The sequence below is a fragment of the Paraglaciecola sp. 20A4 genome, from assembly GCF_011378905.1.
In the GTDB taxonomy this organism is placed as follows: Bacteria; Pseudomonadota; Gammaproteobacteria; order Enterobacterales; family Alteromonadaceae; genus Paraglaciecola.
Genome location: NZ_WTPY01000019.1, coordinates 1 through 18,796 on the forward strand (window position 1 = coordinate 1; position 18,796 = coordinate 18,796).

The following is an 18,796-nucleotide window of genomic DNA, read 5'->3' on the forward strand; positions in this document are numbered from 1 at the left end:
ACAGCAAATGGCAATATGTCACCGATTAAATATGAAATATCTCAAAAGAGAGTGTCCGGTTGGAGTTGACCAGAACAGTCGGAGCAGTTTTAAGAAGAAATTCTCGTTAAACTAAAACGAAGGCGTTTTTATGCGTAAATCAAGATATGCCGACAGTCAGATATTGGCGATATTGAAACAGAATGAGAACGGCTTAGCCGTTCCTGAGCTTTGTCGATTAGCTTCAATACGACCCGCTGTGCTGACAGAAATGCTGGCTTTACTCGCTGCGACTTCTTGTGTGAAATACTCTCGTAACTTCATATATAACCTGATTTGCCTCCCAATAATGTGATGGCCCGACACTGAATTCCCTCCGAATTTCATTATCGAATCTTAACAGAGCGACCGTTCAAGATAGTTGTCTCTATTTGGCCAAGTTAATAGTCGCTTAATAGCTTGCCCTTAAATTTTAGAGTCCAATAAATCTAGAACTTTTTGTTTATGTGTAGAAAAGTCTATTTCTGTCATTAATTGAAATATCAACTGTCTAATTTTTAATGAACCGGTTATTTTTTTTGTTCTGGTACCATTATTTAGTACTTTTTTGGATTGTTTAAAATTACCTCGTAGAAACACGGAAATGTAACAACTATTGTCAAATGCTATATATCTTTCTGCTGGTATATTGAAGACATGTTCTTCTAAATCAATATTTTGTAGAGCTCTGTACTTAGGAAGTATTAGATTACATTTCTGTTCACTAAGGCAGGATAAGATCGCCACTCTTGCTAAAAATAATGGACTATCAAATATTTTTTCACTTTTAATCGCGGGTGACTTTAAATATGTAATCCCATTATAATCGAGAGGGGAGGCTTCATCGGATTTCAATGTGATTATGGTGTTTATTTTTCCTAATACGCTGGCATTTTTCAAGTCTTCTAAATGATATATTGCATAATCTGGAGTTTTTTTATACGAATCTAATTGCTGAGTGCTTAAAAAGTCAATTTTGTTAATCCATGAGAATTCACTATCTAGAATAAACTTCAAACTTTTCGTAAATATTGATGAGTCTGTAGCAATTAATATTGAACAATTTCCACAGTGGTTCTCTAGTTTCTTGCTTTCTCTTTTAATTATATTGAAAGAGGATACATCAAAATCCTCTTCTTCATTATCTTTCATTAGGAATTTGATATTTCCAATAGTTTCTAACCATTTTTCTTTTGTTTGGATAAAAGCCTTTGGTACGGACTTGGAGTGCTGAGGTGTGTTTTGTAACTTACTTAACAAGGCATTCGCATAATTTACAGTCCCATACAAATAATAAAATAATAACGACCTGCCATTTTTATATGATGTAAATAACATTTCTTTTTGAGAATTAATCAGTCGATTTACATCTTCTGTGGTTTTAAGTTCTACTACTAATAGTGACTCTAAAGCTTCAAGTTCTTTTATTAACAACTCTTGAGAGTAATGTTTGTCAAATTTATTGGTGAAGTTCGCGAGGCTATCTGTTGAAAAGACAACGGTTTTTAGTTGCTTAAGCAATTGCTGTTTTTGCTCAACAGTTGAAACGATTAATAAATTATCCGTTCTTATGGGTAATGTACCTTTAATTTTGGCCCCATCACTGCAGTTGTAAAAAGTTTGGTCTTTAGGTTTTGAACTTGTGACTTGTTCAATAACTTGCCTAGACACTTTAAATTCGTGTTTAGTATTAACGGTTGGGCGAAAATTGCCGGGTACAATTAACGAAGTATTGTTTTTCTCAGCATAGTCATAAGTCTCTTGTCCATTTTTTAGATAATAACCTGACGACTTTGAATGGTGATGTTTAACATCTACAAACCCCAGGTCAACGCCTAGTAGATAAATATTAGTAAACCCAATGGTGCTAAATAAGTCGATAGCAAAATTACTTACAGTGGGAAACGCATTGAGTAGTGTTGTAAAGTTCTCGCGACCTAATACGTTTAATGCAGATATGGTTGAGGATTCGCCTTCTTTAAACGCTATTAAAACATCCTTGTATAAGTCGCAAGTGTCGGGATGGATACCATTACACGATATAAGGGTAATGTTCTTTAAGTAATCTAAATCGCCTATTAGCACAGCCCAATCAAATGTGCTTCTGTTTTGCTCAATCTCTGCATGAAAGTCTGGGGTAATTCCATGTATATGCAAGGCTTGTAGTGCAGTGCCACAGCTAACTACAATGGCTTGACCTTGCCATTCTTTAATGGCTTCGATAGAGCTGTCTAAGGACGGGCCGTTACCAACGATAAATATTGGAACTTCTTTATCGTCATAACTAAGTTTACTCGTGGGATTTGCGGCCAATACAGGGATCTTCCGCTTCATGCTTTCTTTTGTATGAGCGATACCATAATAGGCGTGGTCGAAGTATTCACCCATGGATATCACTATTTGCAACTGCTCTCTGAGTTGGCTGATTGCAGAGTTTAAAGAGGCGTTGTAGTAACTTTGATAGAAGTATGTGCTATTTAGGATATAGGGGCCAATTGCGTAGAATTGCCTTAGTAAGTCTCTGAATAAATTTGTGCCGTCATCACCTATATTAAGGTAAATACGCGACTCTGATTCTTTGATTGTTTCGAATATATTTTGCCAATCGAGCGCAAATAGAGAGGCATAGAAAAAGTCAGGGTTGGGTTCACAAATGAAGATTTTTTCTACTGTATGTTCTATAAGTAATTTTTCTAATTGATAGCCTACCCCCAGTCCAAACATAATAATGGAAGGGACTTTATCAGGCAATGCACCGACTTCTTCTTTGGCCTCCTCTAATAATTTTTGTGTTTCATTAACAAATTGGTAGTGAATATAGTGCGCTAATTTCTTTCCTGTATAACCTAAAATTAAGCCATCTTTATTAGGTTGTTCGTTAAAGTTATCAAAATTCAAAAAACAATCTTGTTTGGGCGAGTCACCATACCAAGTATTTAAACATTCGGCCTTCAGTACATTTATTTCTGTAGATTGGCTCTTAATCGGCAACCATATTTTCGGTTTATAATCTTTGTACTGTGCATAAATATTCGGGAAGTATTTTTCGAATGCTGCTAAATTTTGCTTGAATAAGGAGTCTTGAATAGATACCGCTGACTGCGTTGATAAATCAACTTTAGGTGTCCAATTCGGTATGTATTCTAGATGATTTTTGACTGGCGAAATGGTAAAGCCACTATTGCATATATCTTTCCAACTACGTTCACATACATCACGATAAACTGAGTCAAAAACCTGATGATTGTAATGCTTATAAATATGAAAATGGGTAATTTCGCTGTGTTCTTTGAGTTCCGTTACATCACTTATTAAATCTCTGCCGTCTTTTTCAATCTGAAGAAATAATGCAGTTCCTTTTTCTTTCGCTAGAGCAAAAATATCTGACCATGAGATAGCCATCGTTGAGCATTGAAAGTATTGAATTTCAGGCTCATAAATGATCAAGTTTTTGATCGTACGCTCTTCGAGCAAACGCTTTATATGAAGCCCAAGACCACAACCTAATATAACCAGGCAATCGATCTCTTCTGGCATAGGGCTTTGGGCGTGTTCAACTTTAAAAGTCTTAAGCTGAGTAAAATCGAAAGGATCTGTTGGCGATTCGGTTTGAATTACATGTCCATTTGGATGAATGAGATTGATACGCGGACTGCGGCGCAGAGCTTGGAAAACTTGTTGCTCTATTTCTTGTTGTGGATGAAAGCCATAAAGTGTTCTGCCTACGCCATAGTCAACTATGTTCGTTTCACCATACTTATTGTTAAACAAAGATAAATTACTGAGCTTAGACTCAGTAATATACGGAAGAAGCGATGGGATATTCCGCTGAAATGCATTGATGTTATTTCTGCGTGTTTCAACAATTTTTTTGGCCAGAATATCATCAAGAGAGGCTTGTTTTTCTTCATCTTTTTCTAAGTGTAGACGTATATTTTTTAGCATGGCTCACTTAATTATTTTATGGGTTTTTAATTTAACTCATTTCGAGTGAAGGATATGAGTATTACTTACTAAAAATAGATATTTCAAGCTTAGCAAAAACTAGGCCTGTTTAGTTGTCGGTTAATTGACACAAAGTTTACCTAAGCAATTTTATAAAAAACAGGCTCGAGGGATTTGTACTTTTTATAATACGCACGCGGTATTAAAATATACTGTTTGTTATTAAATTGCATACACAACGATTGCTTACTTTTTGACCCATATATTGCTACACTCAAAAAAGGTTTTGAAGAGCTGCTAGGTGCAGTTCTGAGGAGGATAAATATGATTAACTTAAATACTGAATCGAACTCATCTTTGTTGCAGCAAGTTCAGAACAAGCAAGAGTCGATTTTTGAGAAGCTCGCATCAGGTAAAAAAGTTAACAGTGCGGCTGATGGCGCTGCAGCTCAGCAGATAATCGATCGGTTGACCTCTCAGGTAGAAGGTAACCGTCAGTCGGTTACAAACGCTTATGATGGTGTGTCGTTAACACAGGTAGCTGAAGGCGGCCTTTCTGGTATAAATGACGATGTGAGTCGCATTCGAGAGTTGTCAGTTCAAGCCGGCAATGGCATTCTCAATGATGCTGACCGACAAGCTATTCAAGCTGAAGTTACCCAACTTCAAGATAATATTTCGCAAACTATCGAGCAGACTGAGTTCGCAGGAAAGTCCCTTTTGAGCAGCGATAGCAATATTGACTTTCAAGTTGGGGCAAATGCAGGGCAGAAAATCGGTGTTGGCACACAAGATATCGCAGCTAATTTGACTGATGTGCTAAATGTCGATTTAAGCACGGCGCAAGGTGCGGAAGATGCACTGCTTGCCGCTGACGATGCCGCAGAGTTTATTGGTGCCGCTAGAGCGGATTTAGGTGCCACGCAAAATCAGCTTGAGAGCGCAGCACGCAATTTAACAGAATCTAATATAAACGTTGCTGCCGCTCGCGGTAGAATTCAGGATACCGACTATGCGCAAGCGACAGCTGATAGCGCATCAGCTAACATATTAGGGCAAGCGAGCATTTCGGTTCAGGCGCAGGCAAATCAACAACAAGGGCAAGTGTTAAGTCTATTGAACGGTTAATAACTGAGCAGATAAAAAAAAAGGTCATTTTTGACCTTTTTTTTTGCCGATTAAATGTCCAAATAGAGACTAAAAGCGTTAGCCATTAGTGTATAGCGGTTTTTTTAACTTGTTGTTATTATTAATATTTATTTTTTATTCCATGCGTAAAGATATTTAGGGTTCATTCCTCTATTGCTATCCACCAGTGTTTGGTTAAAATTAAAACCAGAAGTAAAACAGTTAATTAACAAGAAAAGATTGAGGGATGCATGAGTAATATTCTGATTATCAGTGGGCGACCCACGCTCGGGCATAATCTGAACACCATATTGACCTTTTTAGGCGAAAGCAGTTCTGCTATCGCCTTTGAACAGGCTGTCAGCACCCTCAAATCTCACTCAATATTTGATGCAGTATTGATTGACGCATTAAATATGGAATTGGCAGGTGAACTGTGTGATAAATTTCCCCAACAGCCTTTTATTTTAGTTGGTGATAAAGATCCTAATTTTAAGTCAGGTGCTAACCGAGTAGGCGCCGTTGACGAAGCAGTAACTTATCCCTTGTTAACGCAAATGCTGCATCGTTGCCAAGAGCACCGTCGTATGCAGCCCAACCGTAAAACGACACCGCAGAACAAAACAAAATTGTTTCGTAGTTTAGTCGGCAAAAGTAAGCAAATACAAAGCGTACGTCATCTTATTGAGCAAGTAGCTCCAACAGACGCTAATGTGCTTATTTTAGGTGAGTCGGGTACGGGTAAAGAAGTTATCGCGCGAAATGTACATTACTTATCGAAACGCGGTAACAACACCTTTATTCCTGTTAACTGCGGAGCGATCCCTGGAGAGCTGCTTGAAAGTGAGCTTTTTGGTCATGAAAAAGGCGCGTTTACAGGTGCTATAAGCGCACGTAAAGGGCGTTTTGAGCTCGCTGAAGGTGGCACTTTATTTCTGGATGAAATTGGCGATATGCCTCTGCAAATGCAAGTTAAATTATTACGAGTGTTGCAGGAACGCACTTACGAGAGAGTAGGCGGCATGAAACCTATTCGTTGTGACGTGCGTGTGGTGGCAGCGACGCATCGAAACCTCGAGGAAATGATTGAACAAGGTCGTTTCCGTGAAGACTTATATTATCGTCTCAATGTTTTTCCTATCGACAGCCCCGCATTACGCGAGCGTCACGAAGATATTCCACTATTATTGCAAGAGCTAGTTTCAAGAATGGAACGTGAAAATGCTCAAATTAAATTTACTGAAAACGCCATGAAGTCGCTAATGGAACATAGTTGGGCGGGGAATGTCCGAGAGCTGTCGAACCTCGTTGAGCGATTGATGATCCTTCATCCTAATCAGCTAATTGACGTTGGAGACTTACCGCACAAATATCGCCATTTAGATGTGGATGATTATGAGCCGGATTATCCAGAAGAAGTCCTAGAGCGGGAAGCTCTCAATGCGTTATTTTCGGCGGATGCACAAAGTGACGATGACGACGATGAAGTGGTTGATGACAGTATTAATTCTACCGAACTGCCGCCGGAGGGAATTAACCTCAAAGAATATATATCTGAAATGGAAGTCAGCTTGATTTCCCAAGCACTGGAACAACAAGATTGGGTTGTAGCCCGTTCTGCGGAAGTATTAGGTATGCGCCGTACCACACTCGTTGAAAAGATGCGTAAGTACGATATAAGCAAAGCTTAAACCCTTCATAACCATTTCTCATTCGACAAAAAAATGACACCTTAATATTCGCAAGTTACTGATTATAATCATTTAATTTATTGGCACAGGATGTGCTTACCTTATTGCTGTATTCAATCTGTCTAAGTTTTGACGTGAGGAACATATGGCACTAAGTAATTTACATACCGTAACGGCTAAACAGACGCCTTCCCAAAATGGGGCTGTCATATCGTTTTCTAATTCCGTCGAGTCTGCGAACGCCACGACTCAAAGCGCCCAAGAAATTCAGGCTTTGCGCCAACAAGCCACGCGTTTAGAGCATCTACTACAGGTAATGCCTGCAGGCGTGGTGGTTATTGACGGTAAAGGTTTTGTCAAACAGGCTAATCATTTAGCCAGATCATTGTTGGGTGAGCCTTTAGAAGGCCAAGTTTGGCGTAATATCATCAAACGCTCTTTTCGGCCTCAAGCAGACGATGGCCACGAGGTCTCTTTATTTGATGGGCGCAAAGTTAAATTGTCCATCACCCCTTTGGTCAATGAACCAGGCCAACTTATTGTACTGACAGATTTAACTGAAACTCGTCACCTTCAGCGACGTATTGGACACCTTCAAAAATTATCATCTTTGGGTAAAATGGTTGCGTCTTTGGCCCATCAAATTCGTACGCCTTTATCTGCTGCTATGCTTTACGCCGCTAACCTCGCGAGTAGTGATTTACCGCAAGAATCACGACGCCGTTTTAGCGAAAAACTATTGTCGCGACTGCGTGATCTTGAAGGGCAAGTGAATGATATGTTGCTGTTTGCAAAAAGTGGCAACGAACAGGTACTCACTGATATCTCACTCGAAGACATGATGCTAGACGTTAAGGCGGGTAGCGAAGCTATGCTCAATAGAAGTAATGCCGTTTTTGATGTTATTTTGCCCGATCCTAATATCCATTTCATAGGTAATAAAACGGCGTTATGTGGCGCTATTCAAAACCTAATCCACAATGCTTTAATTGCCAAGCCTTCGGATGCAAGGATCGTGTTCAGTGCTGAGCGTGACCCACAAAAACCGGATTGCATGCGCTTAACGGTTACGGACAATGGGCCTGGAATTAGTGAAGATAAAATTCAGCATATATTTGAACCGTTTTTTACTACTAGAAGTCAGGGCACTGGATTAGGTTTAGCGGTTGTAAAAACGGTCGTTCAATCTCATCAAGGTGAAGTCTCTGTATCAAATTTAGTTTCCGGTGGCGCGTGTTTTAGCATAGTGCTGCCCATTTTAACTCGAACCGGTGATGAACATTTACCCGCCGGAGCCACAAGCAATAACGCCCAACAGGCGAGGGGTTAATTATGTCTCAAACAACGATTTTAATTGTCGAGGACGATGCAGGTTTACGAGAGGCGTTGGTTGATACTTTGTTGCTCGGTAACTATAACGTGTTAGAAGCTGATTGCGCCGAGCGTGGAATGGTTATGATGGCCCAAGAGGCAATTGATCTGGTGGTCAGCGATATTCAAATGGGCGAAATGAGCGGGTTATCACTTTTGCGCAGTTTGAAAAATAAGTATCCTAATGTGCCAGTGTTGCTGATGACAGCTTACGCGACAATTAATGATGCTGTTGTTGCCATGCGTGATGGCGCAACGGATTATTTGTCAAAACCCTTCGCCCCAGAAGTCTTACTTAATCTAGTAGGCCGTTACGCACCTGCACAAAAGGTACTGTCTTATAGACCCATTGTAGCGGACCCGACTAGTATTAAGTTATTGAAATTGGCTCAGCGCGTAGCACAGTCAGATGCAACGGTAATGGTTTTAGGGCCCAGCGGCTCAGGTAAAGAGGTACTGGCGCGATATATACATGACCAGTCGTCTCGTGCTGATCAGCCTTTTGTTGCCATAAATTGCGCCGCCATTCCTGAAAATATGCTTGAAGCGACGTTATTTGGTTATGATAAAGGTGCATTTACCGGAGCTATTCAAGCTTGCCCTGGCAAGTTTGAACAGGCCCAAGGGGGTACCATTTTGCTCGACGAAATTAGTGAAATGGATTTAGGGTTACAAGCTAAGCTATTGCGTGTACTGCAAGAAAAAGAAGTGGAACGTTTAGGTAGCCGAAAAATGATCCCCCTTGATGTACGTGTGGTAGCAACAAGTAATCGTAATATTCGCCAGACGGTTGAAGATGGTTTATTTCGTGAAGATTTGTATTATCGCTTAAATGTATTTCCGTTAACATGGTCTCCTCTTGATAAGCGCCCAGGTGATATTGTGCCATTAGCAGAGCATCTGGTTGTGCGCCATCGCAGCAAACAGGGGGCGGGTAATATCGGCTTTTCGTCATCTGCTCGCAGTAAAATGCTGCAACATAATTGGCCTGGTAACGTTCGTGAATTGGAAAACGTTGTGCAACGAGCATTAATTTTGTGTGATGGTGAAAAAATAGAAGCTGAAGATTTAATGTTGGAATCTGTTGAAAGCGACTTGAGTCAAAATACTCAGCATATTATTGAGGAAGACGAGAGTAAATTAGGCTCAGAACTACGCCAACAAGAGCATCAAATCATTTTGGATACGTTACAATCTTGCCAAGGGCGTAGGAAAGATGTAGCAGAGCGACTTGGCATAAGCCCTCGTACATTGCGTTACAAACTGGCTAAAATGCGTGAAGTTGGGATCGACCTTCCTGCTTGATTAATAGTCGTTAACGGCATAATGGTATTGTCATCGAATAATTATCTACCGCCTATTTCCTAGGCGGTTTTTCTTACCTGATCTATTTTCCCAGTAATCCATCACGTCAATAAACCGTCATGGCATAAATCATTCTGTTTTCAGCCTTTAAATTATTGATATATATAGAATAAATTACTTGGCACTAACTTTGCTTTTGTCTTAAGTAAGACATAAAACCGTCATCTCGTTATTACGCCAGGAGCGCATCATGGATATCAAAGCACAGTCACTTTATCAAGATATGCAAAGCATGGCTTTACAAAGTAAAGCAGGGCTTGGTGAGCTTAATCCGGCCAGCTTAAACGGCGGACAAGTTAATCCTTCCGGTCAGAACTTTGCCGATATGCTTGGTCACGCTCTTGAGTCAGTTAATAGCATGCAGTTAGATGCGAAAGGCCAAGCGGAACGTTTCGAAATGGGTGATAAAAGCTTGAGCTTAGCGGACGTAATGTTGGCTAAAGAAAAGTCAGGAATAGCGTTCGAGGCGACGATTCAAGTACGTAACAAAGTACTGGAAGCTTATAAAACAATTATGAACATGCCGGTTTAGGAGCTAACACGTGGCTGAAGCAACAGGTACAGAATTGGCAATGAGTAACGCCAACGTAGATCAATACTCAGGCGGTTCAGATGCAGAGCAAAAATCTGGATTTATGGACTCATTGGGTTCGACTGATATGGTTCGTCAACTCACTTTAGTCGTGGCTTTGGTTATCTGTGTGGCTATCGCGGTGTTCATTATGATTTGGGCGCAAGAGCCTGATTATCGTCCATTGGCGAGAATGCAAACGCAAGAATTAATTGAAACGTTAGACTACTTTGATCAAAACCAAGTTGACTATCGCTTAGAAGGCAACACTATTTACGTCAGTTCTGATCAATACCAGAACATTAAGCTTGGGATGGCACGCCAAGGTTTGAGTCAAGGGGCCTCAGAAGGCACCGACATCATTATGCAAGATATGGGATTTGGGGTAAGCCAAAGGGTCGAAAAAGTACGCTTGAAGCATGCCAGGGAGCAACAGCTCGCACGAACGTTAGAAGAAATGAGTGCTGTCACGCGGGCTAAAGTGTTATTAGCATTACCAAAAGAAAATGTATTCGCTCGTCGCGAGAAAAAAGCCAGTGCCACTGTCGTTATCACGCCAAGACGGGGAGCTGTTATATCAAGTGAAGAAGTAAGCTCAATTGTCGATATAGTGGCCTCTGCCGTTCAAGGGCTAGAGCCTGAACGTGTCACGGTTACTGATAGTAATGGCCGGTTACTCAACTCAGGTTCACAAGACAGTGAAGCTGCGCGAAGCAAGAAAGAATTTGAAATGGAGCGCAAACGTGAAAGTGAGTATTTGCAAAAAATTGATTCGATTTTAATTCCAGTTCTTGGGTTAGGTAATTATACCGCGCAAGCAGATGTGACTATGGATTTTACCGCGGTAGAGCAAACTAAGCGTAGTTATAATCCTGATTTGCCAGCGATTCGTAGTGAAATGACCGTCGAAGATAACAGTATCGGTGGCGTCATTGCGGGCATTCCTGGCGCCTTAACCAACCAGCCTCCGCTTGATTCGAATATTCCGGAAGAAGCTAATTCTAGTAGTGCTCAAACGTCTACGCCGGGACGCAATCACAAAGAAGAAACCAGAAATTACGAACTGGATACCACCATCAGCCATACTAAGCAACAAACGGGTGTTATTCGTCGCTTAAGTGTATCTGTTGCGCTGGATCATGTTGCCAGCGTAGCCGAAGACGGCACAAATACATTTGTTCCTCGTTCTCAGGCTGAGTTACTTGATATTCGCCGCTTATTACAAGGTGGTATAGGCTTTGATGTGACCCGTGGGGATTCACTTGAGGTAGTCAGCATTCCCTTTAGTCGCGAAGGCCAGGTGGCGTTTGAAGAGCTACCTATATGGGAAGATCCCAAGTTTATGCCAATTCTCAAATTGGTTATTGGCGGGTTAGTTATTATTGTACTTATTTTAGCGGTTGTACGCCCAATGTTACGGAAACTAATATACCCTGAAGATACTAAGACAAATGATGACTTTGATGCCGATGAGGGACTAGACTTAGGTGATGAAACGATTAGTATGCTTTCGCAAGAGTTCGATGATTCTCAAGTTGGATTTGCGGCAGACGGCAGCTTTATGTTGCCAGATTTGCACAAGGATGAAGATGTACTCAAAGCCGTGCGAGCCTTGGTGGCAAACGAGCCTGAGTTATCGTCTCAAGTGGTAAAAAATTGGTTATTACAAGACGAATAAATATCGCTAATGTATGCAACGCATACCTATGTTACGAGTAAGAGATTAACACCATGCCAGATGAAATAGCAGCACCTGAAACGACTGGGGATAGTGGTTACGACGTTGGTAAATTAGAAGGCGTTGAAAAGGCTGCCATTTTGTTGCTCAGCTTAACGGAAGAAGACGCGGCACAAATACTTAAACATCTTGAACCTAAACAGGTCCAAAAATTAGGGCAGGCGATGGCCCAAATTGAAGATATGACGCAGTCAAAAATCACCGCTGTGCATAAGCATTTTATAGATGAAATTCAAAAATACAGTACGATTGGCTTCCAAAGCCAAGACTTCGTTAAACGTGCGTTAACCTCCGCTTTAGGTGAAGACAAAGCCGCTAACCTTATCGACCAAATTCTAATGGGCACAGGTGCTAAAGGTCTTGATTCACTTAAATGGATGGATTCTAAGCAAGTGGCCAGCATTATTCGCAATGAACACCCACAAATTCAAACCATCGTAATGTCTTACTTAGACGCGGAGCAATCAGCTGAAATTCTTGCTCAGTTCCCTGAAAAAGTGCGCTTAGATTTAATGATGCGCGTCGCTAATCTAGAAGAAGTTCAACCCGCTGCATTACAAGAATTAAATGAAATTATGGAAAAACAATTTGCCGGGCAAGCGGGAACCCAAGCTGCCAAAATGGGTGGCTTAAAATCTGCAGCCGATATTATGAACTACTTAGACACCAACATCGAAGGTCAGTTGATGGATGCTATTCGCGAGCAAGACGAAGAAATGAGCCAGCAAATTCAAGATCTTATGTTTGTGTTTGATAACTTAGCAGATGTAGACGACCGAGCGATTCAAGCTATTTTACGAGAAGTGCAACAAGATGCATTACTCAAAGCGATTAAAGGCGCCGATGAGGCACTGAAAACTAAAATCACCTCGAATATGTCTAAGCGTGCGGCCGATATGTTGCTCGATGATCTAGAAGCACTTGGTCCCGTGCGTTTAAGCGAAGTCGAGGCTGCGCAAAAAGAAATTTTATCCGTAGCTCGTCGTTTGGCTGATGCAGGTGAAATTATGCTTGGTGGAGGTGGCGGTGATGAATTCCTATAAGCTTGTTAATAGTAGCCGTAAGGTATGAACGATTTCGATAGTGAGCAAGATGAATCAGTCAGTGCTTGGGACTTACCTTTCGTCGAGGATGAACGTAAGGCCAGTGATACCAGTACGAATGCGTTAAACAAACGTTCGACTTGGAAGTATGAACCCCCCGAACAAGATTCAGAAGAAGAAGATCATTTCACTCCTCCTACTGCGCAAGAAATTGAATCGATTAGAGCTGCCGCACAAACTGACGGGTTTGAAGAAGGGCAAAAAGAAGGCTTTGAAAAGGGTTATAAAGAAGGACTCGAACAGGGCAAAGAACAAGGGCTTACCGAAGGCTTAGAAGAGGGAAAGGCGCAAGGACTCGCAGAAGCAAAGGAAGCAATTAATCAGCAATTGGAAAGTTGGCAATCGCTGCTAGCTACGTTACACAAACCGGTAGATTTGGTAGAAGAAGAGTTACAAAGAGAGTTAGTTTTATTGGCGGTATCTTTGGCTAAATCTGTAATTCGAGCTGAAGTTAAAACTAACTCAGATATTATTTTTAATGCTATTAGTGAAGGTATTAAAGCGTTACCAATCAATGAACGCGAATATCAAATTCATTTGCATCCAGATGACATTAAGTTAGTTAACGAACACTTTAGCGAACAGGAAATTGAAAAACATGGTTGGCAGTTGATCGAAGTTCCGACGTTGTCTCAAGGTGGTTGCGATATCGTAACGCAAAGTAATGCGGTCGACGTGAGCGTAGAGCGCAGAGTTAAAGATGTACTGGACAAATTTATGTTGGAGCAAGGCTTAGATACCATTCCCTCTGGCGAGGATGACTAGCTAGCGATGACACGCAATATATTAAAAAATATTAAAGCGTTGCAACAACAGGTGCCAAAAGCACCCGTTGTTGCAGCGGGTAAGCTAGTTCGAGGTATTGGTTTAACGCTGGAGGCCGTAGGCTGCCATATGCCAGTTGGAAGTCAGTGCTTAATTCAGACCGTAGACGGTGAGATTGAAGCTGAAGTAGTAGGATTTGCTGAGCATATTACCTACTTAATGCCCACTCAGGCAGTGAAAGGCATAGTGCCTGGCTCGCGAGTTCAACCTTTAAATCGTGAGCAAGGTTTACCTGTTGGTATGTCGTTATTAGGCCGAGTGGTCGACGGTAATGGCCAGCCTTTAGATGGGTTAGGCGCCATTAAAGCAGAGAAGCGTGTGCCCTTAACACGACCACCAATGAACCCGTTAACTAGAAAACCGATTAAAGAGCCACTAGATGTAGGTGTTCGAGCGATTAATAGCATGATTACTGTCGGTAGTGGTCAGCGCATGGGCTTGTTTGCAGGTAGTGGAGTAGGTAAAAGCGTTTTGCTTGGAATGATGACTCGTGGCACAACCGCCGACGTCGTCGTTGTTGGGTTAGTCGGTGAGCGGGGCCGAGAAGTGAAAGAATTTATTCAAGATATTTTAGGTGAGGAAGAGCGCAAAAAATCTGTGGTGGTCGCCGCGCCAGCTGATACATCGCCCTTAATGCGCTTAAAAGGATGCGAAACAGCGGTTACCATAGCGGAATATTTCCGCGATAAAGGCATGAATGTGTTGCTGTTGATTGACTCACTCACACGATACGCCATGGCGCAGCGTGAAATAGCATTAGCTGTCGGTGAGCCGCCCGCGACGAAGGGATACCCACCGTCTGTTTTCGCGCGTCTTCCCGCTTTAGTAGAACGTGCTGGAAACGGAGCAGAAAATCAAGGTTCAATTACAGCGTTTTATACCGTTTTGACCGAAGGCGACGATTTACAAGACCCCATCGCGGATTCAGCTCGAGCTATTTTAGATGGCCATATTGTGTTGTCACGAGAGCTGGCAGATTCGGGTCATTATCCGGCTATTGATATTGAAGCATCTATTAGCCGAGTTATGCCAATGGTGGTCAGCCCTGAACATCTTCAAGTTGCTAGGCGCATACGCCAAGTTTATTCCACTTACCAACGAAATCGCGATTTGATAAGCATAGGTGCATATACACGAGGTAACGACCCAAGAATTGACTTGTCCATAAAGGCAGAACCGGCGATCAATGCCTTTTTACAACAAGGTATGCAGCAAATTATATCTTTTGACGAGAGTGTTGAAACCATGAGTAAACTAGGCACAGGGTTAGGTCCAGCATAGCATTTTGTGGTAATGGTCTAATTTACTCGAAGACAAGCACATTAATGAGTAGCAACCGCTAGATACTAACCGCACCGAGTTAAGCTTAATAAGGAGCTCACTATGGCCGTGAATAAACAATTGCAAATGGTCGCCGATTGGGAGCGACGTAAAGAACAAAAAATGGCGACGGATTATCAGCTTGCTCAACAAAATGTGATGGATAACCAAAATAAACTTACTGGTCTTGAACAATACCGAGTTAACTACTTAAAAGAAGGGATCCGCAAGGGGCAGCTCGGTATAGCTGGGAAGAACTTTGGTCAACATCAATCATTCGTCGGTAAAATAGATGCTGCGTGCGAGCAACAAACTAAGCAAGTTAGTAATGCCTTAGTCGTAGCAGAACAACGTAAAACCCAATGGTTAGCACAACAGCGCAAGCGAAAAGCGGTAGAGATGTTGCTTGCCAAACAGCTGCTAAAAATTCAGCACCGCCAAGATAAAGCTGAGCAGCAAATGCTTGACGAGTTAGCGTTACAGAAATTCATCCGCTCAAAATAATGTTTATATCATCACTATCTTGTGTACTTTTCCGTTCAACTCAACTTTGTAACCTATGCTTACCCACTATCATTTAGTCGGAATAATTAATTTTATTCAAATTGGAACGAACATTGCTGTAATGGGTTACAAACGTAAAAACAATAAGGTTTTGTGATGAAAATACTATATCTACCATTCTCTATTATTGGTTTTTTCATCACAACCAACTGTTTTTACGTGATTAATTTACTATTTGCACGGTTGTGCCGAGGAGCTTAAATGCTGCAACAAATTGCCACCACTAAATCAGAGATTGCCGCCTTTACGGTAGAAGTTAGTGATGAAACAATGGCTAAACTGCAAAATTCTGAAGAATTTGCTTCTATGCTTGCTAAAGAAAATGCCCTGCACAACTTGCCGAAAGGGGCTGAGGTAAAAGCGAATGATACGAGCAATGCCGCTCAAATAAAGGCTACTGTATCTAAAAGTGAAACTGAAACTGAAACTGAAAGTAAGAGTAAGAGCAAAAACGAACCAAGCACTGAAGATGTTATCCCTTCCGAAAAAAACGATAAAAGTAGTTCGGACTTAACAGTTGGCAAACACGATGTCATCACTGGCGAGGCATCAACCAGTCTAGAAAATAAAAATAATGTTGTCAGGCAAAAACTGGTCAATGAGCCACATGTTTTATTACCCCATAACGTGACAAAACCAACTGCTAATGAGGCAAGCGATAAGACAATTAGTGAGGTTGACGTTAAAGTGCCAGGTGAAGAGGCAAATGGTATTGGCCTTGTCGTTGATGACACAAAGCGTGATACATCTAATGTCTTATCAACGAATACTGTGACTCTACCTTTAAACGATGGTGGCGAAATAGGCAGTCGAGAAGACAACAATAATGGCACTCATTGGTTGTCTATTGTTGAAAAATTGGTAGCAAGTAGTCTTGGTGATGATGCAGAAATTAGCCAAGTGCCTGTTACTGGTGAAGAGCTACCGCCGGTGATAGAAATAGACGATACAAATCTTCTCGGCAAGATTGAAGGTAAGAAGCAGGCTGCACTTCATACTCTATTGAGTAAAATAAACAATATGGTTGCCGAAACTAAAGACGTTGAGCAAGGCAATAATATCGTTAATACTCCTGTACTTGACGACAATAGCGAAATGTTGACCTTGCTGGAGAATAACCCTCAACTTTTTGAAGCACTAAAGCAGTTGCTATCAAGCCAAGAGAAAATGACTGCCAGCCCTAATATTGAAGAAATTGATAGAAATACCCAACTTCACACTTTGCTGAATAATGTTAATTTGGACATAGAGCCATCACCTGATGTCAATCCAGAACTTGATGTCAGCCCAGAGCTTAATGACGAAGAATTGACACACTTGGCCGATGTTCTATTTACCTTTATAGATTCAGAAAAAATATCATCGAGTACAGAGGCAACACCTGTCTCGAATTTATCTCCTTTTGATACAGCCGAGCAAATACCTTTAGAAAATAACCTCGCCTTGCAAGACACAAACGAGCCTAAGCAAAGTGATGATGTGAATATTGATACCGCTTCAACTAATAGTCATATTGTCCCTCCGGACAGCGATGTAATGGCGCTAAACGGCGAGCTCACCCAACAGGAATTAGCCTTATTGGAGAGCAACCCTGAATTGCAAACACTATTGCAGCTGCCCCCCGAGAAACTGGAGCAGGCGTTGTCGTTGTTAGCGAAACAATTTCAGCAGATAAATGGAACCGGAACTGAGAAAGAAGTTTCAGTTCAAGAGCGTCAAGATGTTAAATCATCAACTGCGTCGGAACTGACTATGCTGCGTCCTACAGCTGATTCTGCAGGGCTACCTGAATTCGTCGCAGCGCTCAAAGCGGGCTTAGCAGAAGTTAAAGTGCAGTTGGAAAAGGGACGTGAGCCGGGAATCGATTTAAAAGGTTTAGTGAGCGACGCCATTAAAGCGTCACCAGAGTTGGCAAGCAATATGCTTTCAGTCAAACCTGAACAGGTTGATTTGGCAACACGCTCAGTACTTCAGGTACTCGATGTCGCTCAGCTTATGAGCACAGCATTGGAGCAGTCAGCCCATCAGCAATCGGTGAGTACCACTTATCGAGAGCAAGGCATTAATATGGTTGAGCACAGTAAGGCAAGCCAATTACAGCAGGGGCAATTAGATAAATCGCTTAATCTGACCAAACCCGAAGCCCATCAACAGTTGGCCGAAAAGGTGCGTTTTATGGTTAATACCAACCAGTTGGTTGCGGATATTCGCCTAGATCCTGCTGAGTTAGGCTCGATGCATGTGAAGGTGACCGTGACAGGGGAATCTGCCAATGTCAGTTTTATTGTTCAATCTGCTCATGCAAAAGAAGCGATAGACAATGCTGCGCCTAGATTAAAAGAAATGTTAGCTGAGAAAGGAATAGAGTTAGGCCAATCATCAGTAGAACAAGAGTCTAATGAACAACAAGGTGAGCAACAAATGGCTGGTCAAAGAGATGGCACGGGTACTAACTCAGGATTAACAGAAGCCGATGTACCCGAAGGTGTATTACAGCAACCTATTGTTAATGGCGCATTAGGTGGAATAGATTACTTCGTTTAACGCAATGCGTTATGGGTTATCCATTGCGATTTTCTGCGTAAGCACGATAATACTGGCAAATTATTATACAAGGCGTGGTCATGGCTGAAGAAGAATTACAAATGGAAGAGGGCGGCAAGAAGAGTAAACTTATGATGATTATCATCATCGTAGTTGTATTACTTCTTGGTGGTGGTGCCGCTGCATATTTTTTACTCGGTGGTGAAGATGAAGCAGCCATGGTAGAAGGAACCGAACAGGAAATGGTTGAAGGTGACCAGGGCGAACCATCAGCTCAGCTTAAAGCGGGGGCCGCCTTGTATGTGTCAATCCCTAATCCAATCACATTTAATGTTCCAGGCACCGGTAGGGACCGATTAGTTGAAATTAAAGTTCAATTGATGGTGCGTGGCAGTGGCGCAGAAGAAAAAGTTAAAATGCACATTCCGTCGATTCAAGGAGCATTAAATCGGGCATTTAGTCAGGCGAATGCCGACGATTTAGTAACCGAGGCTGGTAAGGCCGCCATTCGCGTTAACGCCCTAAAAGAAGTACAAAAAACTTTGAAAGATGTCGCGGGCAATGAACTGGTAGAACAAGTATTGTTTACCGGTTTTGTAATGCAATAAGAATA

The 18,796-nt window shown here is 41.7% G+C and carries 13 protein-coding genes and 1 pseudogene; 13 read left to right on the forward strand and 1 reads right to left on the reverse strand.

Annotated features, from left to right (window positions below):
• Positions 1–130: 130 nt before the first annotated feature.
• Positions 131–229 (forward strand): annotated as a pseudogene (locus GQS54_RS23540) (hypothetical protein); the annotation flags it as partial.
• Between the two features lie 215 nt (positions 230–444).
• On the opposite strand, the gene GQS54_RS15630 reads toward GQS54_RS23540, so the two are convergent.
• Positions 445–3,963: a 6-hydroxymethylpterin diphosphokinase MptE-like protein gene (locus tag GQS54_RS15630; protein WP_166424905.1), complete on the reverse strand. Its 3,519-nt coding sequence runs from the start codon at positions 3,961–3,963 to the stop codon at positions 445–447.
• 324 nt (positions 3,964–4,287) lie between these two features.
• On the opposite strand from GQS54_RS15630, the gene GQS54_RS15635 reads away from it, so the two are divergent.
• The 12 genes from GQS54_RS15635 to fliL all read left to right on the forward strand — a co-directional run bounded on the left by GQS54_RS15635 (position 4,288) and on the right by fliL (position 18,791).
• Positions 4,288–5,091: a flagellin gene (locus GQS54_RS15635; protein WP_166424906.1), complete on the forward strand. Its 804-nt coding sequence runs from the start codon at positions 4,288–4,290 to the stop codon at positions 5,089–5,091.
• Between the two features lie 251 nt (positions 5,092–5,342).
• On the forward strand, positions 5,343–6,782 hold the full coding sequence (locus GQS54_RS15640) for a sigma-54 dependent transcriptional regulator (protein ID WP_166424907.1): 1,440 nt from the start codon (positions 5,343–5,345) through the stop codon (positions 6,780–6,782).
• A gap of 145 nt (positions 6,783–6,927) precedes the next feature.
• Complete coding sequence (locus GQS54_RS15645) at positions 6,928–8,112, forward strand: ATP-binding protein (RefSeq protein WP_166424908.1); 1,185 nt, start codon at positions 6,928–6,930, stop codon at positions 8,110–8,112.
• A 2-nt stretch (positions 8,113–8,114) separates the two neighbouring features.
• Positions 8,115–9,458, forward strand: coding sequence for a sigma-54 dependent transcriptional regulator (locus GQS54_RS15650; protein WP_166424909.1), 1,344 nt, complete (start codon positions 8,115–8,117; stop codon positions 9,456–9,458).
• A gap of 250 nt (positions 9,459–9,708) precedes the next feature.
• The gene (gene fliE, locus GQS54_RS15655) at positions 9,709–10,050 is read left to right on the forward strand and encodes a flagellar hook-basal body complex protein FliE (protein WP_166424910.1); all 342 of its coding nucleotides are present in this window, start codon (positions 9,709–9,711) and stop codon (positions 10,048–10,050) included.
• Positions 10,051–10,060: 10 nt separating this feature from the next.
• On the forward strand, positions 10,061–11,767 hold the full coding sequence (gene fliF / locus GQS54_RS15660) for a flagellar basal-body MS-ring/collar protein FliF (protein WP_166424911.1): 1,707 nt from the start codon (positions 10,061–10,063) through the stop codon (positions 11,765–11,767).
• A gap of 53 nt (positions 11,768–11,820) precedes the next feature.
• Positions 11,821–12,870, forward strand: coding sequence for a flagellar motor switch protein FliG (gene fliG / locus GQS54_RS15665; RefSeq protein ID WP_166424912.1), 1,050 nt, complete (start codon positions 11,821–11,823; stop codon positions 12,868–12,870).
• Between the two features lie 24 nt (positions 12,871–12,894).
• Positions 12,895–13,695, forward strand: coding sequence for a flagellar assembly protein FliH (gene fliH / locus GQS54_RS15670; protein WP_166424913.1), 801 nt, complete (start codon positions 12,895–12,897; stop codon positions 13,693–13,695).
• 6 nt (positions 13,696–13,701) lie between these two features.
• Positions 13,702–15,036, forward strand: a complete 1,335-nt coding sequence (gene fliI / locus GQS54_RS15675) for a flagellar protein export ATPase FliI (RefSeq protein WP_166424914.1) — start codon at positions 13,702–13,704, stop codon at positions 15,034–15,036.
• A gap of 102 nt (positions 15,037–15,138) precedes the next feature.
• The gene (gene fliJ / locus GQS54_RS15680; RefSeq protein ID WP_166424915.1) at positions 15,139–15,579 is read left to right on the forward strand and encodes a flagellar export protein FliJ; all 441 of its coding nucleotides are present in this window, start codon (positions 15,139–15,141) and stop codon (positions 15,577–15,579) included.
• A 261-nt stretch (positions 15,580–15,840) separates the two neighbouring features.
• Positions 15,841–18,183, forward strand: coding sequence for a flagellar hook-length control protein FliK (locus tag GQS54_RS15685; RefSeq protein WP_166424916.1), 2,343 nt, complete (start codon positions 15,841–15,843; stop codon positions 18,181–18,183).
• Positions 18,184–18,263: 80 nt separating this feature from the next.
• Positions 18,264–18,791: a flagellar basal body-associated protein FliL gene (gene fliL, locus GQS54_RS15690; protein ID WP_166424917.1), complete on the forward strand. Its 528-nt coding sequence runs from the start codon at positions 18,264–18,266 to the stop codon at positions 18,789–18,791.
• The last annotated feature ends 5 nt before the right edge of the window (positions 18,792–18,796 follow it).